This window comes from Dyella marensis (genome assembly GCF_049532885.1).
Classification (GTDB): domain Bacteria; phylum Pseudomonadota; class Gammaproteobacteria; order Xanthomonadales; family Rhodanobacteraceae; genus Dyella_D; species Dyella_D marensis.
In genome coordinates this window covers 298,226-325,085 of sequence record NZ_CP064029.1, presented here as the reverse complement: position 1 = coordinate 325,085, position 26,860 = coordinate 298,226, and the positions used below count along the sequence as shown (strand labels likewise).

18 protein-coding genes are annotated in these 26,860 nt (G+C 67.3%); 9 read left to right on the top strand and 9 right to left on the bottom strand.

What is annotated here, in order from left to right; genetic code table 11:
- The first annotated feature begins 85 nt into the window (after positions 1–85).
- The 4 genes from ISN75_RS01340 to purH all read left to right on the top strand — a co-directional run bounded on the left by ISN75_RS01340 (position 86) and on the right by purH (position 3,491).
- A complete protein-coding gene (locus ISN75_RS01340; protein WP_168649152.1) occupies positions 86–880 on the top strand; it encodes a zinc-ribbon and DUF3426 domain-containing protein in 795 nt (264 codons plus the stop codon).
- Positions 881–1,046: 166 nt separating this feature from the next.
- Entirely contained in the window at positions 1,047–1,334 is a 288-nt protein-coding gene (locus tag ISN75_RS01335) for a helix-turn-helix domain-containing protein (protein WP_051548587.1), read from the top strand.
- A 39-nt stretch (positions 1,335–1,373) separates the two neighbouring features.
- Complete coding sequence (locus ISN75_RS01330; protein WP_343819172.1) at positions 1,374–1,820, top strand: GNAT family N-acetyltransferase; 447 nt, start codon at positions 1,374–1,376, stop codon at positions 1,818–1,820.
- A 60-nt stretch (positions 1,821–1,880) separates the two neighbouring features.
- Positions 1,881–3,491: a bifunctional phosphoribosylaminoimidazolecarboxamide formyltransferase/IMP cyclohydrolase gene (gene purH, locus ISN75_RS01325; protein WP_167255238.1), complete on the top strand. Its 1,611-nt coding sequence runs from the start codon at positions 1,881–1,883 to the stop codon at positions 3,489–3,491.
- A 107-nt stretch (positions 3,492–3,598) separates the two neighbouring features.
- On the opposite strand, the gene ISN75_RS01320 is transcribed toward purH, so the two are convergent.
- On the bottom strand, positions 3,599–4,597 hold the full coding sequence (locus ISN75_RS01320) for a bile acid:sodium symporter family protein (protein ID WP_168649151.1): 999 nt from the start codon (positions 4,595–4,597) through the stop codon (positions 3,599–3,601).
- A gap of 95 nt (positions 4,598–4,692) precedes the next feature.
- On the opposite strand from ISN75_RS01320, the gene ISN75_RS01315 reads away from it, so the two are divergent.
- Positions 4,693–5,607, top strand: coding sequence for a LysR family transcriptional regulator (locus ISN75_RS01315; RefSeq protein WP_168649150.1), 915 nt, complete (start codon positions 4,693–4,695; stop codon positions 5,605–5,607).
- 43 nt (positions 5,608–5,650) lie between these two features.
- The gene (locus tag ISN75_RS01310; protein ID WP_343819173.1) at positions 5,651–6,355 is read left to right on the top strand and encodes a glutathione S-transferase; all 705 of its coding nucleotides are present in this window, start codon (positions 5,651–5,653) and stop codon (positions 6,353–6,355) included.
- Positions 6,356–6,544: 189 nt separating this feature from the next.
- Here ISN75_RS01310 and ISN75_RS01305 read toward each other — a convergent pair whose 3' ends face one another.
- Complete coding sequence (locus ISN75_RS01305; RefSeq protein ID WP_167255230.1) at positions 6,545–6,976, bottom strand: EamA family transporter; 432 nt, start codon at positions 6,974–6,976, stop codon at positions 6,545–6,547.
- 7 nt (positions 6,977–6,983) lie between these two features.
- Entirely contained in the window at positions 6,984–7,442 is a 459-nt protein-coding gene (locus ISN75_RS01300; protein WP_168649148.1) for a DUF2782 domain-containing protein, read from the bottom strand.
- 163 nt (positions 7,443–7,605) lie between these two features.
- Between ISN75_RS01300 and polA the strand changes: the two genes are divergently transcribed.
- On the top strand, positions 7,606–10,335 hold the full coding sequence (gene polA / locus ISN75_RS01295) for a DNA polymerase I (protein WP_343819174.1): 2,730 nt from the start codon (positions 7,606–7,608) through the stop codon (positions 10,333–10,335).
- Between the two features lie 341 nt (positions 10,336–10,676).
- The gene (locus tag ISN75_RS01290; RefSeq protein ID WP_168649146.1) at positions 10,677–11,711 is read left to right on the top strand and encodes a substrate-binding domain-containing protein; all 1,035 of its coding nucleotides are present in this window, start codon (positions 10,677–10,679) and stop codon (positions 11,709–11,711) included.
- A 99-nt stretch (positions 11,712–11,810) separates the two neighbouring features.
- Here the strand turns inward: ISN75_RS01290 and ISN75_RS01285 are convergent, their stop codons facing one another.
- The 6 genes from ISN75_RS01285 to ISN75_RS01260 form a co-directional block, all read right to left on the bottom strand.
- Positions 11,811–13,319, bottom strand: coding sequence for an MFS transporter (locus tag ISN75_RS01285; protein ID WP_343819175.1), 1,509 nt, complete (start codon positions 13,317–13,319; stop codon positions 11,811–11,813).
- Positions 13,316–15,508, bottom strand: a complete 2,193-nt coding sequence (locus ISN75_RS01280) for a Six-hairpin glycosidase-like protein (protein ID WP_343819176.1) — start codon at positions 15,506–15,508, stop codon at positions 13,316–13,318. The genes ISN75_RS01285 and ISN75_RS01280 overlap by 4 nt, the downstream gene beginning before the upstream one ends.
- Positions 15,509–15,550: 42 nt before the next feature.
- Complete coding sequence (locus tag ISN75_RS01275) at positions 15,551–17,563, bottom strand: glycoside hydrolase family 13 protein (RefSeq protein WP_343819177.1); 2,013 nt, start codon at positions 17,561–17,563, stop codon at positions 15,551–15,553.
- Between the two features lie 149 nt (positions 17,564–17,712).
- Positions 17,713–19,992 carry a TIM-barrel domain-containing protein gene (locus ISN75_RS01270; RefSeq protein WP_343819178.1) on the bottom strand — a complete coding sequence of 760 codons (2,280 nt, stop codon included), beginning with the start codon at positions 19,990–19,992 and terminating at the stop codon, positions 17,713–17,715.
- 47 nt (positions 19,993–20,039) lie between these two features.
- A complete protein-coding gene (locus ISN75_RS01265) occupies positions 20,040–21,614 on the bottom strand; it encodes an alpha-amylase family glycosyl hydrolase (protein WP_343819179.1) in 1,575 nt (524 codons plus the stop codon).
- A gap of 220 nt (positions 21,615–21,834) precedes the next feature.
- Complete coding sequence (locus ISN75_RS01260; protein WP_343819180.1) at positions 21,835–24,741, bottom strand: TonB-dependent receptor; 2,907 nt, start codon at positions 24,739–24,741, stop codon at positions 21,835–21,837.
- Positions 24,742–25,189: 448 nt separating this feature from the next.
- On the opposite strand from ISN75_RS01260, the gene ISN75_RS01255 reads away from it, so the two are divergent.
- The gene (locus ISN75_RS01255) at positions 25,190–26,800 is read left to right on the top strand and encodes an alpha-glucosidase family protein (RefSeq protein ID WP_167255212.1); all 1,611 of its coding nucleotides are present in this window, start codon (positions 25,190–25,192) and stop codon (positions 26,798–26,800) included.
- Positions 26,801–26,860 lie beyond the last annotated feature (60 nt).

The window sequence follows — 26,860 nt, the reverse complement described above, 5'->3', positions numbered from 1 at the left end:
CCAAAGCGCCGATGCGGTTGCATATTCGCCGGCGCGTTTGCGGCTACCCTTTACAGGTCGACGCGCCACCGACTCTACTTGCCGCATGTACGCCCAATGCCCCGACTGCCTGACCGTGTTCTCGATGGATGCGGAAATCCTTGCGCAGGCGCGCGGCCGCGTCGTGTGCGGGCATTGCCATGGCCAGTTCAACGCGCTGGACAATCTCAGCGGCCAGCTGCCGCCGGAGCCGTTCCAGCGCCTGCCTGAGCGCGGCGCCGCCGGCGCGCCGCCGCAGGTGGAAACGGCGGTGTACCGGCCGCGCCCGGAGCCGCAGACCTTCGCGGCCGACGCCGGCGCGCCGGGCTCCGGCGAAGATTTCGCCCAGCTGAAGTTCTCCCCGCGCTTCGCGCGCGAAGCGCGCAGCAGCGGCGCGCGCCGCTGGCCGTGGCTGGTGGCGTGCCTCATCCTGCTGTTGCTGCTGTGCGCGCAGCTGGCCTGGGCCAAGCGCGAGGACCTCGTCGCCGATCCCACCACCGGCCCCTTGCTGCGCCAGCTCTGCGCAGGCGTCGGCTGCAACCTGCCGCTGGTGCAGGACACCACGCAGCTGCGCCTGCTGGCGCGCGACGTGCAAGCCCACCCGTCGGTGCCCGGCGCACTGCTGATCAGCGCCACCGTGCACAACGACGCCGGCTTCGACCAGCCCTGGCCGGTGGTGGTGGTGACCTTGTCCGACGTGGACGGCAAGCGCCTCGCCATGCGCCGCCTGCGCCCGTCCGAATACCTTGGCGACGGCGCCGCGGTCGCGCAGGGCCTGTCCGCCGGCGGCAATGCCGCGCTGGTGCTGGAAGTCGAAGACCCGGGCAACAAGGCGGTGGCCTTCGAGATCGGTTTCGAATGAACCGGGCCGTCCGCTAAGAAAATCAGTACTTAAAATTCTCCGGTCACAGGGGTAAACTCTCACCCCTTCGACTGCTGTTCGGCGTTCCATGCGAGCCGCCGCCCGCGGTACCAGCCAAAGCAACATGTGGCGACCCATGCAGTCGCCGCGAAGTCATGTGAGGGAGATGTCCGTGAACGCCGTCAGACTGCCTGCTGCCGAGGCCGCCAAGGAGTCCTCGTCGCAGAGCGCGTTGAGCGAATGCGTTACCCGCACCGTCCGTCGCTATCTCGCCGATATCGGCGACACCGAGTGCGCGGAAGGTCTGCACGCGCTCGTCATCCGCGAAGTGGAAGGCCCGCTGCTGCGCGAAGTACTCGCCTGGCACGACGGCAACCAGAGCCGCGCCGCCACCGCGCTCGGCATCAACCGCGCCACGCTGCGCAAGAAGCTCGCCGCCCACGGCCTGCTCTGAAGACTCGACGCGGCGCGCTGCCGCATCGAGGGGTCAAGGATGTCCACCGCTGTAATCCGCCCCGTCACCGAAGCCGACCACGCAGCGATCGTCGCCTTGTGGGAAGCCGCCGTGCGCGCCACGCATGATTTCCTCACCGAAGCAGACATCGTCTTCTTCCGCGGCTTCCTGCCCGGCATCTTTGGACATCTAAACGTCCAGGTCGCCGAGCTCGAAGGCCGCGTCGCCGGCTTCATCGGCATTTCCGAGCGGCATATCGAAGCGCTGTTCGTGCACCCTTCGCTGCACCAGCGCGGCATCGGGCGGCAGCTGCTGGATGCGGTGGTTTCCAGCGATCCGCGCGTCCCCTGGACGGTGGACGTGAACGAGCAGAACCCCGGCGCCACGCATTTCTACGAGCGCTACGGCTTCGTGCGCATCGGCCGCTCCGAGCTGGATGCAAGCGGACGTCCATTTCCCCTGCTGCACCTGGTGCTGCGCCGCTGAGCGCGCCAACCCGGGGAGCCGCGGCGCTATAATTGCGCCTTTCCCGCAGGAACCCGCCTCATGTCCGCAGCTTCCACGGCGCCGATCCGCCGCGCCCTGCTCAGCGTCTCCGACAAACACGGGCTGATCGACCTGGCCCGCCGCCTGTCCGCCAAGGGCATCGAGCTGCTCTCCACCGGCGGCAGCGCCAAGGCGATCCGCGAGGCCGGCCTGCCGGTGCGCGACGTGAGCGACCTGACCGGTTTCCCGGAAATCATGGACGGCCGCGTCAAGACCCTGCACCCGAAGGTGCATGGCGGCCTGCTCGGCCGCCGCGGCACCGACGACGCGGTGATGGCGCAGCTGGAAATCGCGCCGATCGACCTGCTGGTGCTGAACCTGTATCCGTTCGAGGCCACCGTGGCGCGCGCGGACTGCACGCTGGAACAGGCCATCGAGAACATCGACATCGGCGGCCCCGCCATGCTGCGTTCGGCGGCGAAGAACTGGAACGACGTGGGCGTGCTCACCTCGCCCGACCAGTACGACGCAGCGCTGCAGGAGATCGAGCAGCACGGCGGCCTGTCGCGCGCCACGCGCTTCAAGCTGGCGGTGGCCGCGTTCAACCGCGTGTCCAACTACGACGGCGCGATCAGCGACTATCTCTCGTCCATCCATCTCAACGAGACGCAGGACGCGATCGCCAGCAAGGACCTGTTCGGCGCCCAGGCCAACGGCCGCTTCGTCAAGCTGATGGACCTGCGCTACGGCGAGAACCCGCACCAGCACGCCGCCTTCTACCGCGACCTGTATCCGGCGCCGGGCACGCTGGCCACGTTCCGCCAGATCCAGGGCAAGGAACTCTCGTTCAACAACATCGCCGATGCCGACGCCGCATGGGAATGCGTGCGCAGCTTCGCCAAGCCGGCCTGCGTGATCGTCAAGCACGCCAACCCGTGCGGCGTGGCGGTGAGCCTCGAGGGCGTGGGCCGCGCCTACGACCTGGCCTACCAGACCGATCCCACCTCGGCCTTCGGCGGCATCATCGCCTTCAACCGCGAGCTCGACGGCGCCACCGCGCGCGCCATCGTGGAGCGCCAGTTCGTGGAAGTGGTGCTGGCCCCGGCCTATGCGGAAGACGCACTGCTGGCCTTCGCCAGGAAGGGCAACGTGCGCGTGCTGCTGATCCCGCCGCCGGCCGACGGCGACCTGCGCAGCCCGCATCCGGGCGCCGACGTGCGCCGCGTGGGCTCGGGCCTGCTGATCCAGACCGCGGACCGCGGCATGGTCACCGCGGAAGACCTCAAAGTGGTGACCAAGCGCGCACCGACCGAAGCGGAAGTGCACGACCTGATCTTCGCCTGGAAGGTGGCCAAGTACGTCAAGAGCAATGCCATCGTCTACGCGCGCAACCGCCAGACCATCGGCATCGGCGCCGGCCAGATGAGCCGCGTGTACAGCGCGCGCATCGCCGGCATCAAGGCGGCGGACGAGAAACTCGAAGTGCGCGGCTCGGTCATGGCCTCCGATGCGTTCTTCCCGTTCCGCGACGGCATCGACGCGGCGGCGCAGGCGGGCATCACGGCGGTAATCCAGCCGGGCGGCTCGATGCGCGACGCGGAAACGATCGCCGCGGCGGACGAGCACGGCATGGCGATGGTGTTTACCGGGATGCGCCACTTCCGGCACTGATCGGTAAACCGACGTAGGTTGGGGTGCGCCGAAGGCAAACCCCAACATCGCCACCTTCAAGCGCATCGCACCGTTGGGGTTCGCCTTCGGCTCACCCCAACCTGCGCCTAAGCGCCGCGCGTCTCCGCGGCGCCCTTCCACTCCGTCGAACGCGCCGCATACCGCCGCGCCAGCACCGCGCAGGTCATCAGCTGGATCTGGTGGAACAGCATGATCGGCAGCACGATCGCGCCCAGCGGATGGCCGGCGAACAGCACCTTGGCCATCGGCACGCCGCTGGCGAGGCTCTTCTTGGAGCCGCAGAACACGATGGTGATCTCGTCCGCGCGGTCGAAGCCCAGCGCGCGTGCGCCATAGCGCGTCACCAGCAGCGCGATCGCCAGCAGTACCGCGTTCACCACCAGCAGCCCGCCGAGCACCGGCAGCGGCACCTGCTTCCACAGGCCTTGCAGCACGGCGGCGCTGAAGGCGGTGTACACCACCAGCAGGATCGAGCCCTGGTCCACGTAGGACACCAGGCCGCGATGCTTCGCCACCCAGCCGCCGATCCAGCGCTGCGCGACCTGGCCGGCCACGAAGGGCACGAACAGCTGCAAGGTGATCGAGCCGATCGCCTCCCACGACATGCCGCCCTGCCCGTGCGATTCCAGCATCACGCCCACCAGCAGCGGCGTGATCACGATGCCCAGCAGGCTGGAGGCCGAAGCCGAGCAGATCGCCGCCGCAACATTGCCGCGCGCGATCGAGGTGAAGGCGATCGACGACTGCACCGTCGACGGCAGCGCGCACAGGAACAGCACGCCCAGGTAGAGCTCCGGCGTCACCAGCGGCGCCAGCAGCGGACGCAGCAGCAAGCCCAGCAGCGGGAACAGCACGAAGGTGCTGGCCAGCACGGTCAGGTGCAGCCGCCAATGCGTGGCGCCGGCCACCACCGCTTCGCGCGACAGCTTGGCGCCGTGCAGAAAGAACAGCAGCGCGATGGCCACGTCGGTCAGCACCTCGAACACGCTCGCGGCGGCGCCACGGCAGGGCAGCACGGTGGCCAGCGTCACAGTGAGGATCAGCGCGCAGGTGAAACGGTCGGGAAGGAAGCGGCGGAGGGACATGGCCGTGGGCTGGTCGGGCGGGATCGGGGCCTATTGCAGCGTCCGGCCATTGATAAATCAAATCGTTTTATCTTATTCACTGATACGATCAGCGCATGAATGTCAGCCTGCGCCAGCTCCGCGCCTTCCTCGCCGTGGCCCGCCTGCAGCACTTCCGGCGCGCCGCCGAGAGCCTGCACCTGACCCAGCCGGCGATCAGCCGGCATATCGCGGAGCTTGAGGCCGAGCTGGACGTGCGCCTGTTCGACCGCAACACCCGCGAAGTCGTCCCCACCGAAGCCGGCCGCTATCTGCAGGGCGCGGTGGAGCGCGTGCTGGACGAACTGGAAGGCGTGCTCGCCCACGTGCATTCGGAAAGCGAGCGGCGGCGCGGCAAGGTGCGCGTGGCCTCGGTGCCCACCCTTTCCGCGGGCCTGATGCCGGCCAGCATCGCCGCCTGCGCGCGCGACTATCCGCAGCTTACGGTGCAACTGCACGACCAGGCGCAGACCCTGGTGCTGGACAGCGTGCGCAGCGGCGAAGTGGATTTCGGCCTGGCCATCGAGCCGGCCGACCGCGAATCCTTCGATACGGAAACCATCCTGCGCGATCCGTTCGTGCTGGTCTGCCGCGCCGATCATCCCTTCGCCGCGCTGGCCGACGTGCCATGGAAGAAGCTCAAGGGCCAGCCACTGGTGCTGCTCGACCAGACCTCCGGCAGCCGCCGCCTGATCGACCGCCAGCTCGCCGCGCAGCGCATCGATCCGCAGGTCGCGCAGCAGGCCGGCCACACGCTCACCGCATTCCGCATGGTGGAAGCGGGCCTGGGCGTGAGCGTTGCGCCGCAGCTGTCGCTGCCCGCGCCGGGCGCGCTGGTGGCGCGGCCGCTGGTGCCGGTGGTGCATCGCGAAGTCACCCTGGTCCGCCGCCGCCATCGCTCACTGTCGCCGGTGGCGGCGCTGGTGTGGGAACGCATCCGCGATACCGCGGCGATCCTCGCCGACGCACGCCGGAAGATCACGCCGCGTTGAGCCGCGCCCGCCTAGCGTCGGCGGTTCCCCGCAGGAGAACGCCATGCGCTATCAGCTCTATTACTGGACCGGCATCCAGGGCCGCGGCGAATTCGTGCGCCTGGCACTGGAAGACGCAGGCGCGGATTACGCCGACGTCGCACGCGAGCAGGGCGACGACGCCATCCTGCCGTTCCTGCGCGGCGAGCGGCCCGGTGCGCGGCCGTTTGCGCCGCCGTTTCTGAAAGCGGGGCGCCTGGTCATCGCGCAGACCGCGGAAATCCTGTTCTGGCTCGGTCCTCGCCACGCGCTGGTGCCGGGCAGCGAAACCGGACGCCTGTATGCGCATCAGCTGGAGCTGACCATTTCCGATCTGGTGGTGGAAGCGCACGACACGCATCACCCGATCGCCAGCGGCCTCTACTACGAAGACCAGCGCCCGGCCGCGAAGCAGCGCGCGGAGGATTTCCGCAAGCACCGCATGCCGAAGTATCTGGGCTATTTCGAAGACGTGCTCGACAAGGCTGGCGGCCACTACGCAGTGGGCCGCCATTCGTACGTCGACCTGTCGCTGTTCCAGGTGATGAGCGGCCTGGCCTATGCGTTCCCGGAAGCGATGAAGCGCATGCGCAAGAAAGTACCGCTGCTGAGCGCGCTGGCCGAAAGAGTCGCCGAACGCCCGCGCATCGCCGCCTATCTGGATTCGCCGCGGCGCATTCCCTTCAACGAGATGGGTATCTTCCGCCATTACGCCGAACTCGATGGCTGACCGTAGGTTGGGGTGAGCCGCAGGCGACTGCGAAGGCAGGATGCCGTAGCGAACATCCGCGCAGCGGATGGCCCGAAGGGCTGGCTGCTGATGCAGCCAGTAACCCCAACATCGCCACCTTGATGCGTATCGCATCGTTGGGGTTCGCCGATGGCTCACCCCAACCTACGCCGTGCGTCGACCGATGCTTCAGAAGATCGCGATCACCAGCGCGCCCGCAAGAATCAGCGCACCGCCCAGCAGGGTCGGCCAGCTCGGCTTCTCGCCCAGCACCAGCAGCCCCAGCACGATCACGAAGGCCACGCTGAGCTTGTCGATCGGCGCCACCTTGCTCACCGGCCCCAGCTGCAGCGCGCGGTAGTAGCACAGCCACGACAGGCCGGTGGCGATGCCCGACAGCACCAGGAACAGCCAGGCCTGCCACGACAGGCCCGCGGGCCGCGCCCACTCGCTGCGCAGGCTCAGGATGCCGGCCGTCACCACCAGGATCACCACGGTGCGGATGAAAGTGGCGAGGTTGGAATTGATCCCCGCCACGCCGAGCTTGCCGAACAGTGCGGTGAGCGCGGCGAAGAACGCCGAGCCCAGCGCAAACAGCAGCCAGCTCTCGCGCAGGTTCATGCCGGGCTTAGGAGCCGCAGGAGGGCTCGCCCTCGGCCGGACGGCTCTTGCCCCACTCCAGCACCTTGTACATCACCGGTTTCACCGGCTCGCGCGGGCCGCTCTGGCTGACCTGGCTGTAGTTGCCCTTGGGGTCGACCAGATAGATCTGCTCGGGGCCGAACTTCGGCTTCACCACCACCTGGTACAGCGAGCCGCTGCGGCGGTATTCCTGGATGGTGTTGTCGTCCTTGGTGCACTCGGTGACCTGCGGCTCGTCGGCCGGCCCGGCACCCGGCTTCGCGGACGTGGCGGGCGACTTGGGCGAGCTCTGCGCCGTGGCCGGCTTCGGCGGCTGGGTGGCCTTGACGCCCGGGTCGTTCATGCCCGGCGGCGGCGGCGCCGGCGGCAGCGACTGGGCCGACTGCGCGAACACCGGCGCGGCGGCGAAAACACCCAGGGCAATGAACAAGGCGGCAGGCTTCATATCGGATCTCCTCGCGAAGTCCCGAGCATAGCAGCGGGGCCGCGCCGCACCGTGAAGCGCGGCAACACGGCACATCGGCGCTACACTCGCGCTTCCCTTCCGGCCGGCGACCGCCCGCATGGCGCGCGGCCTGCCTTCTTCTCCCAGGCTTCCCGTGGCGTCCATGTCCAAGCTCATCCTCATCGACGGCTCTTCGTATCTCTACCGCGCCTTCCACGCGCTGCCTCCGCTGACCAATTCGCAGGGCGAGCCCACCGGCGCGCTGTTCGGCGTGGTCAACATGCTGCGCGCCACCTTGAAGGCCAGGCCCGACTACGTGGCCTTCGTCAGCGACGCGCCGGGCCCCACCTTCCGCGACGCGCTGTACGACCAGTACAAGGCCAACCGCCCGCCGATGCCGGACGAACTGCGCGCCCAGGTCGACCCGATGCTGGCCATCGTCGGCGCGCTGGGTTTTCCGATCCTGCGCGTCGACGGCGTGGAAGCGGACGACGTGATCGGCACACTGGCCGTGCAGGCGCATGCGCGCGGCATCGAGGTGGAGATCTCCACCGGCGACAAGGACCTCGCCCAGCTGGTGCGCCCCGGCGTGACCCTGGTCAACACCATGACCAACACCACCATGGACGACGCCGGCGTCATGGAAAAATTCGGCGTGCGGCCGGAGCAGATCATCGACTACCTCACCCTGGTGGGCGACTCGGTGGACAACGTGCCCGGCGTGCCCAAATGCGGCCCCAAGACCGCCGCCAAGTGGCTGGCCGAATACGGCTCGCTCGACGGCCTGATCGCGCAGGCCGACAAGGTGGGCGGCAAGATCGGCGAGAGCCTGCGCGCGGCGCTGCCGCAGCTGCCGCTGTCGCGCGAACTGGTGACGATCCGGCTGAACGTGCCGCTGGACCGCGGCGTGGAAGAACTGCAGCTGCGCGACCGCGACACCGACCAGCTGCGCGAGCTGTACACCCGCTACGAATTCAAGGCCGCGCTGAAGGAGATGGAAGGCGGCGAGTCCGCCGCGCCCGCACCCGCCGCTGCAGCCGTGGCGTCCACGCCGGTATCGGCGCAGCCGACAGGCGATCTCAGCGGCCCCGGCCGCTACGAACTGGTCACCACCGAAGCGCAGCTCGACGCCTGGCTGGACAAGCTGCGCACGGCCGAACTGATCGCCTTCGACACCGAGACCACCAGCATCGACGCGATGCGCGCGGAAATCGTCGGCCTGAGCCTGTCGGTGGAAACCGGCGAAGCCTGCTACGTGCCGCTGACGCACGACTATCCCGGCGCACCGCAGCAGCTGCCGCGCGACGAAGTACTGGCCAGGCTGAAACCCATCTTCGAAGACCCCGCGCGGCCCAAGCTCGGCCAGCACGCCAAGTACGACATCAACATCCTGTCGCTCTACGGCATCGTGCTGCAGGGGCTGAAGCACGATTCGATGCTGGAATCGTACGTGTGGAACGCCACCGCCACGCGCCACGACATGGATTCGCTGGCGCGCAAATACCTTGGCTACGACACCGTGAAGTACGAGGAAGTGGCCGGCAAGGGCGCCAAGCAGATTTCCTTCTCGCAGGTGGACGTGGACACCGCCTGCCGCTACGCCGCCGAAGACGCCGACGTCACCCTGCGCCTGCACCGCGCGCTGTGGCCGCTGCTGCAGACCGAGCCGAAGCTGCTCGGCGTGTACGAGAACATCGAGATCCCGCTGGTGCCGGTGCTGGCCGGCATGGAGCAGCGCGGCGTGCTGATCGACGTATCGAGCCTGCGCCTGCAAAGCCAGCAGCTGGGCAAGCGCATGCTGGAACTGCAGCAGCAGGCGTGGAAGGCCGCCGGCCACGATTTCAGCCTGGACTCGCCCAAGCAGCTGCAGAATGTGCTGTTCGACGAACTCGGCCTGCCGGCCAAGCTGCGCACGCCGACGGGGCAGCCGTCGACCAACGAGGAAGCGCTGGAAGCGATCGCTGACGAGCATCCGCTGCCGCGCCTGATCCTGGACTACCGCGGCCTGGCCAAGCTGCGCTCCACCTATACCGAGAAGCTGGCCGAGATCGTCAACCCGCGCACCGGCCGCGTGCACACCAGCTATCACCAGGGCGCGGTGGCGACGGGGCGCGTGTCGTCTTCCGATCCCAACCTGCAGAACATCCCGGTGCGCACCGAGGAAGGCCGGCGCATCCGCCAGGCCTTTATCGCGCCGCCGGGCTGGAAGGTGATGGCGGCGGACTACTCGCAGATCGAGCTGCGCATCATGGCCCACCTGTCCGGCGACGAAGGCCTGCTGCGCGCGTTCCAGGAAGGCGGCGACGTGCACCGCGCCACCGCCGCCGAAGTGTTCGGCCTGCCGCCGGAACAAGTCAGCGCCAACCAGCGCCGCGCCGCCAAGGCGATCAACTTCGGCCTGATGTACGGCATGAGCGCATTCGGCCTGGCGCGCCAGCTCGGCGTGGACCGCGGCGAAGCCAGCGACTACATGGCGCGCTACTTCGCCCGCTATCCCGGCGTGCACGCCTTCATGGACGCCACGCGCGAGCAGGCGCACCGCGACGGCTACGTCGAAACCATCTTCGGCCGCCGCCTGTACCTGGAGAACCTCAGCAACCGCAACCAGGCCCTGCGCGCCGGCGCCGAACGCGCCGCGGTGAATGCGCCGATGCAGGGCAGCGCGGCCGACATCATCAAGCGCGCCATGATCTCGGTGGCCGCGTGGCTGAAGGGCCGCGACGACGCCCACATGCTCATGCAGGTGCACGACGAACTGGTATTCGAAGTGCGCGCGGACGCGGTTGACGAGGTACGCGCCGCGGTGGTGCAGCGCATGTCCGGTGCGGCCGAATTGCGCGTGCCCTTGCTTGTGGAGGCTGGCGTCGGCGCCAACTGGGACGAGGCGCACTGAGCTTTCGCGGCATTTGGAATTTCCAAATGAACAGCCAATGAATTTTTTTCGGAAACTTGCTGCAACTTTTCCAGCCTCGGACGTTCTATAGACACGGACGTACGCAACGGCGTCCGCGGCTCACCACCTCCCTGGATGAGCCATCGGCAAGGCGGACCTTCCCCTGGGATCCGCAGCCACGCCCCGAGGGTCCCCCCCTGGCCCTCGGGGCTTTCTTTTGCCCGCGGTCTTTTCCCCGTCGTCATCCTCTTTTCCCCCTGGCGAAAAGACGGCGCAAGGCCAAAACCGCTAGCATCCCCGCCTGACCCGGCCCATGCGTCCGCCGGGCGAGGTCGCGCCACGTGCAGAAGAAAGGCAAAGCCACTTCCTTCGATATCGCCCACCTGGCGGGCGTCTCCCAGTCCACGGTGTCGCGCGCCCTGCGCGGCAGCCCGCTGGTGAGCGAGGAAACGCGGCTGCGCATCCAGGAGGCGGCCGACCAGCTCAAGTACAAGGTCGACAAGAACGCCTCCAACCTGCGCACCCGCCACTCCGGCACGCTGGCCCTGCTGCTGTTCGAGGATCCCACCGCGGACGACTCGCACATCAACCCGTTCTTCCTGTCCATGCTCGGCTCGATCACTCGGGCTTGCGCCCAGCGCGGCTACGACCTGCTGGTCTCGTTCCAGCAGCTCTCGCACGACTGGCACGCCGACTACGCCGACACCCGCAAGGCCGACGGCATCCTGCTGCTCGGCTATGGCGATTACCTGGCCTATCGCGACAAGCTGGAGAAGCTGGTGGCCCAGGGCACCCACTGCGTGCGCTGGGGCGCGGTGCTGCCGGACCAGCCGGACGTCTCGATCGGCTGCGACAATTTCCGCGGCGGGCAGGACGTCACCACGCATCTGCTGGCCCAGGGCTGCAAGCGCATCGCCTTTCTCGGCGACGCCTCCAGCCATTACCCCGAATTCTTCGACCGCTACCGCGGCTATGCCGACGTGCTGGAGAAATCCGGCCTCAGCGTCGATCCCGCGCTGCAGGTGAACGGGGAAAGCACCGAGCAGTCCGGCTACACCGCCCTGGAAACGCTGCTGGCGCGCGGCGCGCGGTTCGATGCGGTGTTCGCGGCCAGCGACCTGATCGCCATCGGCGCGATGCGTGCGCTGGCCGACCAAGGGCTGAGCATCCCGGGCGACGTTGCCGTGGCCGGCTTCGACGACATCCCCATGGCCAGCTTCGTCAATCCGCAGCTGACCACGGTGCGGCAGGACACGCGGGAGGCCGGCGAGGCGCTGGTGGATAACCTGCTGCGGTTGATTCGCGACGAGCCGGCGGAGAGCGCGATGCTGCCGGTGAAGCTGGTGGTGCGGAAATCCAGTCTGCGCGGGCGCTGACATGTAGGTTGGGGTGAGCCGCAGGCGAACCCCAACATCGCCGCCTGCCAGCTCATCGCACTGTTGGGGTTCGCCTGCGGCTCACCCCAACCTACGCCATCACGCCGCACTCGGCTCGCGCACCCGCAGCACGCACAACCCCGACACGAACAGACTGACCCCGCCCAGCACCAGCGCATAGATCGGCTGGCCGTGGAAGAACGCGCGCAGCAGCAAGCCCAGCACGCTGGCCGCGAGCAGCTGCGGGATCACCACGAAGAAATTGAAGATGCCCATGTACAGGCCCATCTTGTGCGCCGGCAGGTTGTCCGACAGCAGCGCGTACGGCAGCGACAGGATCGAGGCCCACGCAAAGCCCACGCCCACCATCGACAGCAGCAGCCAGCGCGGATCGTGGATCAGCAGGAAGGACAAAAATCCCGCGCCGCCCAGCCACACGTTCACCAGGTGGCTGATGCGGATGCCCCAGCGCCGCACCATCCACGGAATCACGATCGCCGCGATCGCGGCAAAACCATTGTAGGCGGCGAACAGCACGCCCACCCAGTTGGCGCCTTCGTTATAGGCCGCCGAATGCGGATCGCTGCTGCCGTAGTGCACCTGGGTGACGCCCGCCGTGGTGTAGATCCACATCGCGAACAGCGCGAACCACGAGAACAGCTGCACCCAGGCCAGCCGGCGCATTGCCTCGGGCATGCCGAACAGGTCGCCCAGCACCTGCGCCGCCGGCCCGCGGCTGGCGGTACGGCCCAGCCACAGCAGGGCGACGCCGAACAGGCTCATGCCGCCGGTCAGCAGGAACAGCTCCTTCTCCAGGTGCAGGCTCGCCACCACCAGGGTCAGCGCCAGGCCCGCCGCCAGCCAGCGCAAGCCCCAGCGCGAGGCGGAGCGGCGATCCACCGCGGTCTCCTCGGCCGGCTCGTGCCCGAATGCGCTCAGCTGCTCCGGCGGGTATTCGCGCGTGGAGCACACCGTCCACAGCACGGAACCGAGCAGCACCGCGCCGCCGGCATAGAACGCATAGCGCACCGTGTCCGGAATGCCGCTGGCACCCGGCGCATTGCTCACGCCCAGGCGCTCCAGCATCCACGGCAGCGCCGAGGCCACCACCGCGCCCAGCCCGATAAAGAAGCTCTGCATCGCATAGCCCAGCGGACGCTGGCGCGGCGGCAGCTGGTCGCCGACGAAGGCGCGGAACGGCTCCATCGAGACATTGATCGACGCATCCAGGATCCACAGCAGCCCCGCCGCCACCCACAGCGCCGGCGCATTGGGCATCCACAGCAGGCCCAGCGTGGCCAGCACGGCGCCGACCAGGAAATACGGGCGGCGCCGGCCCAGCGGGGTCCAGGTGCGGTCGGACAGATAGCCGACGATCGGCTGCACGATCAGCCCCGACAGCGGTGCCGCCACCCACAGCATGGGGATGTCGCCCACGTCCGCGCCCAGCGTCTGGAAGATGCGGCTGACGTTGGCGTTCTGCAGCGCGAAACCGAACTGGATGCCGAGAAAGCCGAAGCACATGTTCCAGATCTGCCAGAACGACAACGCGGGTTTTGCATTCGTTCTGCTCGTCGTGGGGCTGCTCGTCGTGGGGCTGCTCGTCATGGGGCAGTGCTTCCGGGCGCCAGAGGAGCGATCAGCATATCGCCGACCTCGGCCCGGTTCAGCGGTCCGCCATCGCCGCCCTGCCCGCCGGTGTAGTGAGCGAAGTGACTCAGGTACGACATGTTGAAGCCCGGCGCCAGCTCCACGCTGCAATGCTGGCCCTGCCTGGCCTCGAAACCGCCGCTGGTGGAACGCTGCCTGCCTGCGCTGTGCGGCAGCACCAGCACCACCGGCTGGGCCTGGGCACCTTCGCAACTGACGGTGGCGACCTGCACGGCGGCGGTGATGCCGGTGTTGATCGGGCCATGGTCGTTGGCGTAGTCGAGCGACAGCTGGAAGCGGCCGCTCGCAGGCGCCGTCCACGTGCGCGGCCAGGTGCCGCCGATGCGTGCTTCCGCGCCCTTGCAGACGGTGGGGCTGTGCAGCGATTCGATGCCGTGCCCGTCCACCCGCGTCAGGCTGAGGCACTGCTGCGCAGCCGCGCGCTCCAGCGTGACGTCGCGCACGGCGCCGCGCCGCTCGCCGTTGACGTACAGCACCAGGTCGCCATCCGCCTGGATACGCCATTGCTTGCCATCGGCCGTGACCTTGGGCGCGGCGGGCGTGGCAGGCGCATACAGCGGCGCATTCCGCCGCAAGGCTGGCGCATCCACGCGTATCGCCTTGAGCGCCACCTCGATGCTGTTGCCCTCGCGCTTTTCGCCGCCAGCCACCAGCAGGTTGCCGTCCAGCGCCGCGGGCCGCACCAGCACGATGCGCCGGCCGCCGAGATCCAGGCTGATGCGCTGCCCGTCGCCGAACAACAGCGGCACCAGCGCCACCGGCAGCTTCGGCGTGACCTTGCCGTCCTCGCCCAGGCCGAACACGCCCTGGATCACCATGTCCAGATACGCGCCCACCGACCACAGCTGCCGCGGCGAATCGACCACCGGCCCGCTGAGCGGGCCTTCGTCGACGTGCACCGACTGCGTGGCCAGCTCGAAGTTTTCCATGTTCGATCCGGCCAGCGCCGCACCGCGCATCAGCGAGCGCAGTTCGTGCTCGATGCGCGCCGGATCGTTCACCAGGCGCGCCGCACGCAGCGCGTACTCGCTGACGAAGGGCCAGATCGCGCGGTTGTGATAGATCGGCTGGTCCTTGCGCTCCGGCCAGATCACCGGGCTGCCGGATTCCCAGGTTGGATAGGCGGCCAGGGCCTCGCGCGCACGCACGGGGTCCGCCACGCCGCTGGTGATCGCCAGCGAAAGACCCAGCAGATCGTAGGCTTCGTACGGCACCGGATGATCCGCGCCGCCGATGTAGCTCATGTACATGTGGCGATCGGCACGCCAGAAGTGCGCATTGATCGCCTGCTTCAAGGCGTCCGCCTGGGTTTCGTACGCGGCGGCCGATTCGCCGCGCCGCGGCGCGAGCTTCGCCGCCAGGCGCAGCGCTTCGTAATGCAGCACATTGGTGGACAGCGAGAACGACTGGCCGATAAAGGCCACGTTATTCTTCGTCCACTCCGGATAGGTCTGCTCGCGCCAGTCGAGAAAGGACGTCTCGCCGCGATACAGCCCGAACGATTCATCGAACGCATAGCGCCGGTCCTGCGCCAGCGTATCCAGCAGCGCGCGCCAGGTTTCGTCGGCGAAGGCCGCATCGTCCAGCAGATGCCGCGCGCCGAGGAACCACACCACGCGGTCCGTGCTGATCGGCCAGCTGCCGCCGGAACCGGTGTCCTGCATCGCATACAGCCCGTTCGGCACGCCTGGCGCGCGCACGTCGGAAAGCTTGAAACGCAACGAAGCTTTCGCGCGCTGCGGATCCAGCCGCCACAGCGACAGATCCACCGCGTACGAGAGATCGCGCGTCCACACGTAATGCCACTTCTCGCCGGTCTCGAAGCAAGCGCAGGGAATCGCCTGGCCGTGGTCGAAGGCGTCGTCGCGGATCGCCTGCACCGAATCCAGCCGCAGATCGTCCTGCGCCATCGCGAACAGGCCGTCGAACAGCGGACTGGCAGTGTGCGAAACCAGCTTCTGTGCGCCGATGCGGCGCTGGCCGAACGGGCCGTGCAGCATGTAGCTGCCGTCGGAGGCGGTCGTGACGACCGCCTCCTTGTCCTGCCAGTCCAGCTTGTCGCGCCAGCTGTCCGCCGCTCCCGGGCCGGCGGCGAGCATGCCGGCCAGGAGTGCCACCGTCAGCACGCGAACACCTTGCGCTTGCTCTGCATCGTCATCTGCCTCTGGTCATTGCGCGAGGATCGCGCCGTAGTGTCCATTGACGGACACCACTACGTTGCCGCCGCTCACCGTGTACGTGTTGCCGCTCAGCAGGTCGGTGACGGCGCTGCCGTTCGCCATGCTGAGCTGCCAAACCGGAACGGTGACCGAATGGGCGCTGCTGTCATTGTTAAGCGCCACCGCGATGCGATGGCTGGCATCGAAGCGGCCGTAGGCATAAAGCTTGTTGCCGTCGTCCGTAAGCAGGCTCATGAACGACCCCGTGCGCAGCGCCGCGTACTGGTTGCGGATGGCGATCAGCTTCTGCGTCAGCGCCACCGCCGCATTGGTCGTGGTGCCTTGCGTCCAATCGAAGGTGCGGCGGTTGTCCGGATCGTTGCCGCCCTGCATGCCGTACTCGTCGCCATAGTAGATCGTCGGCGTGCCCACGTAGGTCATCTGGAAGATCAGCGCCAGATAGGTTTTCCAGATATCGCCGCCGGCGCGCTGGCCGAAGCGCTGGATATCGTGGCTGCTGAGGAAGTTGGCCATGGTCTGCTGCACGTTGCCGGGATAATTGGCGCGCGTGCCGTGCAGCCAGCTGTCGAACTGGCTCGACGGAATGCTGGCGGCATTGCCGCTGTAATCCTGGCCGGTGATCCACTCCGATACCGGCTGCGTGAAGCCGTCGTAGTTGAGTGCGCTGTCCCATTCCTTGCCGTTGCCGGTCCACGGGTTGGCATTGCCCCAGAACTCGCCCAGGATCTCGGCGTTCGCATTCACCGATTTCACCGCCGTGCGCAGCTCAGCCATGATCTGGTGGTTGGTGGCGTCGCTGCCGTTGTTGCCGCCGGCGTCGATGTACTGCGGCGCATCCAGGCGCCAGCCGTCGATGCCGTAGGGCGAAGCGAGCCAGGTCTTCACCACCGAGGTCGAGCTGCCATAGATCTGGTTGCGCACCGCCGACCCGCTGGCGGCGTAATCCAGCTTGGGCATGGTCGAGTAGCCATAGAAGCTGGAATACGTGTTCGGCCATTGCTGGAACGTGTAATAGCCGTACCACTGGCTCGACGTCGACTCGTACGCGCCCTGCGTGCTCCACCAGTTGTAGCGGTCGAACCACTGGCTGGTATCGCCGGTGTGGTTGAACACGCCGTCGAGCATCACATAGCCCTTCGGGCCGTTGCTGCTGGAGTGCACGTCGGCGATCAGTGTCTGCAAGGTGGTGTTGCTGCCGAAGGCCGGATCGACGTGGTAGTAGTCCTCGGTGTCGTACTTGTGATTGGTGGGCGAGGTGAACACCGGGTTGAGGTAGACGATGTTCGCGCCCAGCGTCTGCTTGATATAGCCCAGCTTCTGGTCCACGCCGGCCAGGTCGCCGCCGAAGAACACCAGGTTGTTGGAGCCGCTGCCGGTGGCGAACACGCTGCCGCCCCAGGCCACTTTCTGCGTGGACTGCCCGCCGTAGGTGTACTGGCCGGTCTGCACGTCGTTGCTGGTGTCGCCGTTGTAGAAGCGGTCCGGGAAGATCTGGTAGATCACGCCGTTCTTCATCCAGTCCGGCGTCTTGAAGCCCGGGATCAGATAGAAGTCGCCGGAGGATGGCTCGCTGCTGCTGGTGCCGGCCGCGTTGTACCAGGCGGTGGAACTGCCGTCGTTGAGCTGGAAGCGGTAGTACTTCTCGGACGAGCTGGCCGGCACGGTGCCCTGCCAGTAGTCGAAGGTGCCGGTGGCATCGTTCGATGCCCAGTGCATCGCCACCCAGTGGAAGGCGCCGTCCGCGCTGTCGTAGTACTTGATGTTGGCGCTGGTGATGTCGCCCTTGTAGGTGCGAAAGCTGAGCGTGACGGTCTGCGCGGCCGTCGGCTCGGGGTGGTCGATAAACAGCGGACCCTGGTCGTGGAACAGGCCGGCCCATTCGACATTGTTGTCGTTGCTGGCCGCCTGCGCCGCCATGGGCAGCGCGAGGATGGCGCTGGCCAGGGCGGACAGCGCAAGGCCGCGTGCGGAACGGTGCATCGCTACGATCGAACGCATCATGTTGCCCCTCTCATCGGTGGATGGAACAACCCCCTTTCACTTGAACTCCAGCGCGCGCCGCACGACGTAGGTTGGGGTGAGCCCCAGGCGAACCCCAACGTGGCGTTGCGTTGGGGTTCGCCTGCGGCTCACCCCAACCTGCGCCGCATTCATCGCAACGCGATATGCGCGACTTGCCCCGCCGGCACGCGCACCCAGGTCACCGGACCGAAGCGGTCGCTGCCTTGGGCCCAGCCCGCGCCGTCGTGCTTGCGCAGCGCGGCTTCGCTGCCCAGGTCGCGCAAAGGCTGGCCGTCTTCGCTCACCGCGGCGGCGGCGATGCCATGCACCTTCACCAGGTACCAGCCCAGCGCGGGCTTGAAGCTTCCTTCCGGCGCGGCGGTTTCGAAGCTCACGCCTCGATCCGCACGCTGCACCGCCAGCGTCTGCAGGAAGTATTCGCCCTGCTCGTAGGCATAGGTGGCGCCGTCATCGTCGTAGTAGGGAAAGCTGGTGCGCTGCGCGGACGGAAACACCTCCAGCTCCACTTCGCGCAGCGGCTGCTGCCCCACGTAATCCTGCGGCGCCTGCATCGGCACGATGGCGCCCTCGCGCACGAACAGCGGCAGGTCCGACCAGGTCTTCGCATCGAGCGCGTAGCGCACCTTCTGCCCGCCGTCACAGGCCTTGCCGCTGGCGTAGTCGAACCAGCGCCCGGCCGGCAGATAGATGTCCTTCGATGCCTGGCCCTGCTCCACCACCGGCGAGGCCAGCAGATAGTCGCCGAACATCCACGCGTCCACGTCCTCACGCACGTTCGCATCGTCCGGCCAGCCGAACAGCAGCGGCCGCACCAGGCCGACGCCGGTGGCGCGGCGCTGATATTCGTAGCTGTAGATATAGGGCAGCAGCGCATAGCGCAGGCGGATCGCCGCGGCCGCGGCCCGCTCCGCCACCGGCCCGTAGACCCAGGGCTGGCGCTTGATGCCCAGCTCGCCATGCACGCGGAAGATCGGCGTGAACGCGCCGAACTGGATCCAGCGCGCGTAGTTCTCCGGCGTCAGCCCGCCCGTTACCGGATCGGCCTGCTTGCCGCTTTTCTGGAAACCGCCGCCGTCCATGCCCCATTGCATGGCGCCCGCATTGATCGCGCTGAGCATGCGCTGGCGCTGCGCCTTCATGCTGGCGAAGCCGGTGGCGATGTCGCCGGACCACAGCCCATAGGCGTAGCGCTGCGCGCCGAGATAGAAGTTGCGGTTGATCGACCACACGCGCTGCCGGCTGTAGGCGCGCTGGCCGTCGTACAGCGCGCGCTGCATGTTGAGGAACTGCGTGTCGCTGTCCAGCGTGTCCGCCTCGTCGTTCCACCAGCCGGCCATGCCGGTATCGAAGGCGTGCTTCAAGGTGTCGTTGAAGAACCAGGTGCGCGCCGCGGGCTGGTCGAAATCCAGGTCGCGCACGGTCTTGTGCGAGAAATAATCCGGCGCCGGCTTGCTCTTCGCCGACCACAGGCCGTGCTCGGTGGCATAGCGGCCTTCGGCCGTATCCACATGCAGGCGCGGCTTCATGATGCCGGTCAGGTGCATGCCCTTCGCCTCGAGCGCCGCCTTCAGGCTGCCGTCGGCGCCGCCGGGAAACTTGTCGGGATTCCAGCGGAACTCGCCGTACTGATCCGCGCCCCAGGCCTTCCAGTCGAAGTCCAGGGTGAAGTTGTCGAGCGGGATGTGCCTGGCGCGATACGTATCCACCAGCTGCAGCAGCTCCTGCTGGTCGATGCCCCACTGGCTGTTGGTAAAGCCCATCGCCCACTTCGGAAACAGCGGCGAACGCCCGCTCACCCGCGCCAGCGCAGCGAACAAGGCCTTAGGTTGGCCGAGGAACACGTAGACCGTGCGGATCGGCTGCTGTTTGCGGCCACGTACGCGAAGCTCGCTCCCGTCCAGCGCGAAGTTTGCACCTTCCGCATCCGCCAGCAGGCCGTAGCCGGCCGTGCTCCACACGAACGGGGCGCCGGCAAAGCCTTGCTCGCCCGCCTTGGCCACCTGCTTGCCGGCACGCTGCAGGCCGCCGTCCGCGCGCTCGAACGCGCCATAGCCGCGGATGCCGTACAACGGATCGGCCGCGGCATGGCGCGCCCGCACTTCGCCGCGGCCCAGCGCGGCGAGATCGACGCTGAGCAGCTCATGGCCATCGCGCAGCGCCACCAGGGCGCCATCGCGCAGCACCCAGTGCGCGGCCTGGCTGGCATCGCTGCCGGCCGGCGCCTTGTCGTCGAGTGCTGGATCGATCACCAGCGTGGGCATGGGCTTGGCGCCATCGTTCGGCAGGAAGGCAATCCTGGCGATATCGGGCGCGAGGTAATGCACGGTCACGGAGCCCTGCGCCAGCTGCAGCGAAGCCGGCGCCGGCGGCTGTCCTGCCGCGTCCGTGGGTTCCGCCGCCACCGTCATCGCGAACGCTCCGAGCCAAGCGAAAACCACGGCACGCCGGCGCAGGCTCACTGCAACACCACCGTCGCATAGGCCGGCAGCGAAAGTTGGCCGTTCGCCAGCGTCGCGCCCGGCGCCGTATGCAGGCGGATCGCGGAGAACGCCTTCGCGCTGTCCGCATCGAGCTTGAAGCTCACGGCTTTGCCCGACAGGTTGTGCACCACCAGCGCGCGGCTGTCCGCGGTGGCGCGCTCATAAGCCACCAGCACCGGGTTGCCGGTGGCGACCACTCGCAGGGCGCCGTCGCGCAGCGCCGGCACTTCCACGCGCCAATGGATCAGCGTGCGATACAGATTGAGCAGCGAATCGGGCTGATCCTGCTCGGCCTGCACCGACACGTCGCCACCCTGCTTCGCGCTATAGGCCTTCCAGCGGCTGTCCCCCGGCGCCCCCGGCGTGCGCTGCCAGCGCATCGGCTCGCGCAGGTTCTCGTCCGGCTTGCGGCCGAGCATGCCCAGCTCTTCGCCGTAGTAGATGTACGGCCGGCCAGGCAGCGTCAGCAGCAGCGCCGCCGCCGTGCGCATGTGCTGCTGGTTGCCGTCGAGCTGGCTCAGCACGCGCACCTGGTCGTGATTGGAGAGGAATGGCGCATCGGCGTAGTCGTCGCCGGCCGCCGCATGGAACGCGGCGTAGGTGTCGGTCAGCAGCGCGGGCAGCTTGCCGGCCCGTTCCTGTCCCGCACTGGCGATCATCTGCGCGGCCAGCGGGAAATCGAAGACCGAACCCAGCGCCGGCAGATACGGCGCCAGTTCGCCGGGCACCGTCGCCGATACTTCGCCGACCAGGTACACGCCCGGATGCGTCTGCCGCAGTCCCTGGCGGAATTCGCTCCACCACTGCGCGTTCTTGCGGATCGGTTCCGGCTTGCCGTTGTCGCTCTTGAGGTCGTCGTAGATATGCCGCGCGGCATCCAGGCGGAAACCGTCCGCGCCCTTGTCCAGCCAGAACTTGCCGATCGCGATCATCTCGCGGCGCACCGCCGGCTCGTCGTAGTTGAGGTCGGGCATGGCGCCGGTGAAGTCGCCCAGGTAGTACTGCTTGCCGTTGGCATGCCAGGCGGGGCTCAGCACCGCGCTGATCGCTTTCAGGTCGGTGCCCTTGCCGGCCCAGGTATACCAGCGGCGGTATTCGCTGTTCGGATCCAGCGCGGACTTGAACCACGGGTGCTGGTCGCTGGTGTGGTTGATCACCAGGTCCAGGATCACCTCGATGCCGCGCTTGTGCGCCTCGCTCACCAGCCGCTCGAAGTCGGCCATGCTGCCGTACTGCGGGTTGATGCCTTCGTAGTCGGTGACGTCGTAGCCGTGATAGCTGGGCGAGGGGTTGATCGGCATCAGCCAGATGCCGCTGACGCCCAGCGACTGCAGATAGTCGAGCTTGGCGGTGACGCCGTTGAGATCGCCGATGCCGTCGCCGTTGGTGTCGTACCAGGCGCGCACGAAGATCTCGTACCAGACGCCGGAACCTTGGCTTTTCGGGGCGGAGGGGGCGGCGGCGGGCGGGGTGGAGTCGGCGGCGTGAGCGACGCCAAGAGCCAGAACGAAAGCGGCGGTCAAACGGCTTAATGCGCGAAACAGCGGCATGACTTGCTCCAATCAGTACGCCAGGCCGAGCCTCTACGCCCTGGCTAGGGAATCCCTCTCCCGTCGGGAGAGGGTGCCGGCAGGCGGGTGAGGGTTCGGCCAGCGCGCAACGTTGAGGCTTCGCCGCACCCTCATCCGCCTGCCGGCACCTTCTCCCAGCAGGAGAAGGGAATCACTCGGAGAGTGTGCGCAATGGACGCCACACTCTCCTTATCGTTGCTTACAGCTTGAACTCCACGCCCAGATAGCTGGTGCGCCCGAAGTACTGGATGGTGCCCGTCTGCGACGGATCGGCACCGAAGTACGTGCGCGTAGGCTGGTTGCTGATGTTGAGCATCTGGTAGACCACGCGCCACTGCTTATTCACGTCGTACGAGGCCTGGAAGTCGTACACCGTCTCGGCCGCGAACGTCACCATCTGGTTGGTCACCGCGATCTGCGTGTCGGAAGCGAACTTCGAGCGGTAATTGCCGGAGAGGCGCGCCGAGAACGGACCGTTGTCGTAGAACACCGCAAGGCTCGCCACACGCTTGGACAGACCCGGCAGACCGATGTACGAGGTGGGGCCGCCCAGCGTGGTCGGGTTGCTCACCGTGCTGGAGGTCAGCGCGAAGTTGCCCTGCACGCCCAGCCCCTTCCACATGCCGGGCAGGAAGCCGGTCTTGGAGAAGGCCAGCTCCAGGCCGCGCACCTTGCCGCCCTTGGCGTTGTAGGCGGTCTGGTAGTCGCCGTTGAGATAGGGCTTGCTGGTGGTCGGATCGATCGGCACCGGGATGCCCACGGAGGCGAAGTCGAAGTTGTGGTAGGTCACCTGCTGGATGAACGACTTGATGTCCTTGTAGAACACGCCGGCGCTGATCACGCCGCTGGAGTCGTCGAAGTAATGCTCGTAGCCAAGGTCGTACTGCGTGGCGCGCAGCGGATCGAGCAGCGGACTGGTGCCGCCCCACACATTGTACTGGCCGGCGGACACCCACGAACCGGAGCCGGCGAGCATCGTATTGATCGGCGGACGCGCCAGCACCTTGGCGGCGGAGAAGCGCAGCTGGTCGTCGTCGGTCAGGTGGTAGATCAGGTTCATCGACGGCAGCCAGTCCGAATAGGTCTTGCCTACTGTGAGCGGCGCGTAGTCGCTGCTGGTGTAGCCGTTGCCGTCGGTGATCGGCACACCCGCGCCGTTGCCCACCTGCTGCAGGCCGTGGCTGTACTGCGACTGGTGCGAGTAGCGCACGCCGACGTTGCCGGTCAGTTCGTGGCCGCCTACCTGCGCGTCGATATCGGCCATGAAGAACAGGTCGCGGGTCTTCTCGTCGACTTGGCCGCTCTGGATCATCGACCAGCTGTTGTTGTGGATGTCCTTGACCGGATTTGCCGTGATGCCGTGCGCGGCGAGAATGGCCGGGCCATTGAGCTGCAGGAAGCACGGCAGGCCGGCGAAGTCGCCCTTCCAGCAGCGCACCTTGGCAGCGCCGGCGGGTATGGTCAGCGCCTGCTGGCCGTAGCCGGCGGAACCGTTGTTGCGGAAGTCCGTGCCCCACTCCGAACCGTAGACATAAACCTCGCGGTCGGCGTTGTAGGTATGGTTGTTCATGTATACGCCGGCTTCCAGCGCCGAGAACCATGCACTATTGGGCAGGTCGTACTTCACGCTGGTGCGGAACGCCTTCATCTTGTCGTGATAGATGTAGGGATACACGCCGTAGCGCGATAGGCCCATCTTGCTCAGGTCGGTGTACTGGTTCGGATTGGCGTACGACACCGTGCCGATGTCGCGCCCGCGCAGCTGGTAAGTGGCCGACTGCGCCATCAGCTGCTGGCCGGCGGTGCCCAGGCCGCTATACGGGTCGGCCGTGGTGTCCACGTTGATCTGGTTGCTGGAGGCGCGCGACAGCGAGATGTCCGAGTCGATATGCCAGTTGTTGTGGTTCCACTTCAGGTTGATGCCGCTGGAGAACACGCTGGTCTTGGTCGTGTAGTTGTCCGCGGTGGTCTCGTTGGAGAACTGCGTGGTGCCGTCGCCGCTGACCGTGCCACCGGTCATCGTGCCCAGGGGCCCGAGCACCGCGTTGTTGATCTGGGTGTTGTTGCCGTAGATCGCCTGCGTGCGGTAGCCGTAGCCGAACGAGGTGTTGTTGAACTTCGAATAGAACGCGTCGCCGGAAATCTGCAGCTCACTGGTGGGTTTCCACACCACGGTGGCCATTTCGCCGGTGCGGCGCTCGTTGCCGCCGTTCTGCTGCATCTGGAAGCCGCGCGTCAGGTACGCCTTGCGGCCATCGGCCAGGGTCACCTGGTTGCCGTCGCTCTCCTCGCCCACGAACTGCTCGGACACGTGCGGCTGATACATCTGCGCCACGCCCAGGCCGATACCCAAGGTGTTGTCGAGGAACTTGCCCTGGTAGGCCGCGCTCAGGCGATAACCCTTGGCATTGGCGCCGGCCACGTCGCTGGCCTGGCTGTTGTAGCTGCCGCGCGCGTCGACGTTGAGGTTCTGTTCTTTCGGCGCTTCCAGGGGATTGGCCGTCTGCAGGCCGATGGTGCCGCCCACGCCGCCGGTGACCAGCGAAGCCTGCGAGGACTTGTACACCGTGGCCATATTGATCAGTTCGGACGGGTACTGGTCGAACTGGATGTAGTTGCTGCCGCTGGTGGACGGCTGCTCGCGGCCATTGAGCGTGGTCTGGATGAAGTTGCCCGACAGGCCGCGGATATTCACCTGCGAGGCCTGGCCGGCGATACGCTCGGCCGAGACGCCCGGCAGGCGGGTCAGCGCGTCGGCGATCGACTGGTCGGGCAGGCCGCCGATGTCGGCCGAGGTGATCACGTTCTGGATGGTGTCGGCGTAGCGCTGGTAGTCGATCGACTTCTGCACGCTGTTGCTGTAGCCGGTCACGGTGATGCCAGCGAGGCTCTTGGCGAGCTGCTCTTCGTTGCTCTTCTTCCGGCCGTCCTGCGGCTCGGACGTCTGCGCGGCGCTCGACTGCGGCGCGTCCTGGGCGGATGCGGCGGGCTGCGTGGCGGCGGGCGCACCGTTATCGGTGCCGGCCGGAGCCGCCTGGATGCCGACGGTGAAGCACAAGCCGGCCGACGCCAGCGCCATGGCCAATACGTTGCGTTTCAGGATCACCTTGTCCCCTCCCCAGGGCTTGAATCGTCACTACGAATGCAGGCTCGCGCGGGTGCTGCGGCCGGCTTGTCTTGTGAATCGCGTTTTCACGTGGCGGCCATGGTAGGACCGGCTTTCCGGAGGGGATGCAGTTATGCATACGTATTCATGCGGGGGTTTTTTTGTGCACTCATGACAAAAACCCGATGGCGCGGCCGTTGCGGATCACCTGCATCCGGCGCTGCTTCCCCTGCGACCGATGCCGCGCCTGGCGCTACTTGCCACGATCCAAGCCACGTCCGTGCACAGGCCGCGCAGATGCCGCACGCATGGTGCTGCGCTGCAAAATCCTCGTTTCCTGAATACGTATGCATGAAACCCGTTGCCGCCGTGGCCTGCCTTTAAGCTGCCCCGCAACCTGCACGCCGCCTTGCCGCCGCGTGCGCGAAAAGCCTCGGGATTACGGGACATGAGTGAAACACCCTGGTGGCGCGGAGCCGTCATCTACCAGATCTACCCGCGCAGCTTCCTGGATACCGACGGCGACGGCGTGGGCGACCTGCCCGGCATCGTCGACCGCCTGGACTACATCGCGGGCTTAGGCGTAGACGCGATCTGGATCGCGCCGTTCTTCCGTTCCCCGATGGCCGACTTCGGCTACGACATCGCCGACTACCGCGCGGTGGATCCGCTGTTCGGCAGCATCGAGGACTTCGACCGCCTGCTGGCGAAAGCGCATGCGCTGGGCCTGAAAGTGATGATCGACCAGGTGCTCAGCCACACCTCGGACCAGCACGAATGGTTCAAGGAAAGCCGCGCCAGCCGCGACAACGCCAAGGCGGACTGGTACGTGTGGGCCGACGCGAAGGACGACGGCAGTCCTCCCAACAACTGGATGTCGCTGTTCGGCGGCGTGGCCTGGCAGTGGGAGCCGCGGCGCGGGCAGTACTACCTGCACAACTTCCTGACCTCGCAGCCGGATCTCAACTTCCATCACCCGGACGTGCAGCGCGCGGTGCTGGACAACGTGCGGTTCTGGCTGGACAAGGGCGTGGACGGGCTGCGCCTGGACGCGATCAACTTCTGCTTCCACGACCGCCAGCTGCGCGACAACCCGCCCAAGCCGCAGGCGATGCGCGTGGGCCGCGGCTTCAGTCCGGACAACCCCTACGCTTTCCAGTATCACTACTACAACAACACGCAGCCGGAGAACCTCGCGTTTCTCGAAGAGCTGCGCGGCTTGCTCGATCGCTATCCCGGTGCTGCGGCGCTGGGCGAGATCTCCTCGGAAGACTCGCTCGCCACCATGGCCGAATACACCAGCGGCCATCGCCTGCACATGGGCTACAGCTTCGAACTGCTCACCGACGATTTCAGCGCAGCGCATATCCGCGGCACGGTGGAGCAGCTCGAAACGCAGATGACGGAAGGCTGGCCGTGCTGGGCCATCTCCAATCACGACGTGGAGCGCGTGCTCAGTCGCTGGGGTAACGGCGATGCGTCGGTGCGCCTGGCCAACCTGCTCACCGCGATGGTGTGTTCGCTGCGCGGCTCGGTGTGCGTGTACCAGGGCGAGGAACTGGCGCTGACCGAAGCCGAGGTTCCGTACGAAGCCTTGCAGGACCCCTACGGCATCACCTTCTGGCCTACCTTCAAGGGCCGCGACGGCTGCCGCACGCCGATGCCCTGGGACGAAACGGCGAACGCGGGTTTCAGCAGCGGCGCGCCGTGGCTGCCGGTGCCGGCCGCCCACCGCGCCTTGGCGGTGTCGCGGCAGGAGCTCGATCCCGCCTCCGCCCTGCACGGCTTCCGCGGCTTCATGCAGTGGCGGCATGCGCAGGCGGAACTGCGCTGGGGCGATATCCGTTTCCTCGACGCGCCCGAGCCGGTGCTGGCCTTTACCCGCACGCACGCGGGGCAGACGGTGCTGGCGGCCTTCAATCTCAGTCCGTCGCCCGTGACGATAGCGCTGCCGGCGGCCGGCGAGCGCATCGGCGGCCATGGGCTGGCCGAGGGCACGCTGGAAGGCGGCGAACTGCGCCTGCCGCCGCACGGTCTGCTGTTCGCCCGGCTGGCATGAGCGGGGCGTCTTTTGCGTTCACGGTGGGCCGCCTATGATCGGCGCACCGTGTCGAAAGGA

Excerpts from the sequence above, each read along its gene's own strand:
- ISN75_RS01340 (WP_168649152.1), top strand. The coding sequence starts at position 86 with ATGTACGCCCAATGCCCCGACTGCCTGACCGTGTTCTCGATGGATGCG.
- ISN75_RS01335 (WP_051548587.1), top strand. The coding sequence starts at position 1,047 with ATGTCCGTGAACGCCGTCAGACTGCCTGCTGCCGAGGCCGCCAAGGAG.
- ISN75_RS01330 (WP_343819172.1), top strand. The coding sequence starts at position 1,374 with ATGTCCACCGCTGTAATCCGCCCCGTCACCGAAGCCGACCACGCAGCG.
- purH (WP_167255238.1), top strand. The coding sequence starts at position 1,881 with ATGTCCGCAGCTTCCACGGCGCCGATCCGCCGCGCCCTGCTCAGCGTC.
- ISN75_RS01320 (WP_168649151.1), bottom strand. The coding sequence starts at position 4,597 with ATGTCCCTCCGCCGCTTCCTTCCCGACCGTTTCACCTGCGCGCTGATC.
- ISN75_RS01315 (WP_168649150.1), top strand. The coding sequence starts at position 4,693 with ATGAATGTCAGCCTGCGCCAGCTCCGCGCCTTCCTCGCCGTGGCCCGC.
- ISN75_RS01310 (WP_343819173.1), top strand. The coding sequence starts at position 5,651 with ATGCGCTATCAGCTCTATTACTGGACCGGCATCCAGGGCCGCGGCGAA.
- ISN75_RS01305 (WP_167255230.1), bottom strand. The coding sequence starts at position 6,976 with ATGAACCTGCGCGAGAGCTGGCTGCTGTTTGCGCTGGGCTCGGCGTTC.
- ISN75_RS01300 (WP_168649148.1), bottom strand. The coding sequence starts at position 7,442 with ATGAAGCCTGCCGCCTTGTTCATTGCCCTGGGTGTTTTCGCCGCCGCG.
- polA (WP_343819174.1), top strand. The coding sequence starts at position 7,606 with ATGTCCAAGCTCATCCTCATCGACGGCTCTTCGTATCTCTACCGCGCC.
- ISN75_RS01285 (WP_343819175.1), bottom strand. The coding sequence starts at position 13,319 with ATGACGAGCAGCCCCACGACGAGCAGCCCCACGACGAGCAGAACGAAT.
- ISN75_RS01275 (WP_343819177.1), bottom strand. The coding sequence starts at position 17,563 with ATGATGCGTTCGATCGTAGCGATGCACCGTTCCGCACGCGGCCTTGCG.
- ISN75_RS01270 (WP_343819178.1), bottom strand. The coding sequence starts at position 19,992 with ATGACGGTGGCGGCGGAACCCACGGACGCGGCAGGACAGCCGCCGGCG.
- ISN75_RS01265 (WP_343819179.1), bottom strand. The coding sequence starts at position 21,614 with ATGCCGCTGTTTCGCGCATTAAGCCGTTTGACCGCCGCTTTCGTTCTG.
- ISN75_RS01255 (WP_167255212.1), top strand. The coding sequence starts at position 25,190 with ATGAGTGAAACACCCTGGTGGCGCGGAGCCGTCATCTACCAGATCTAC.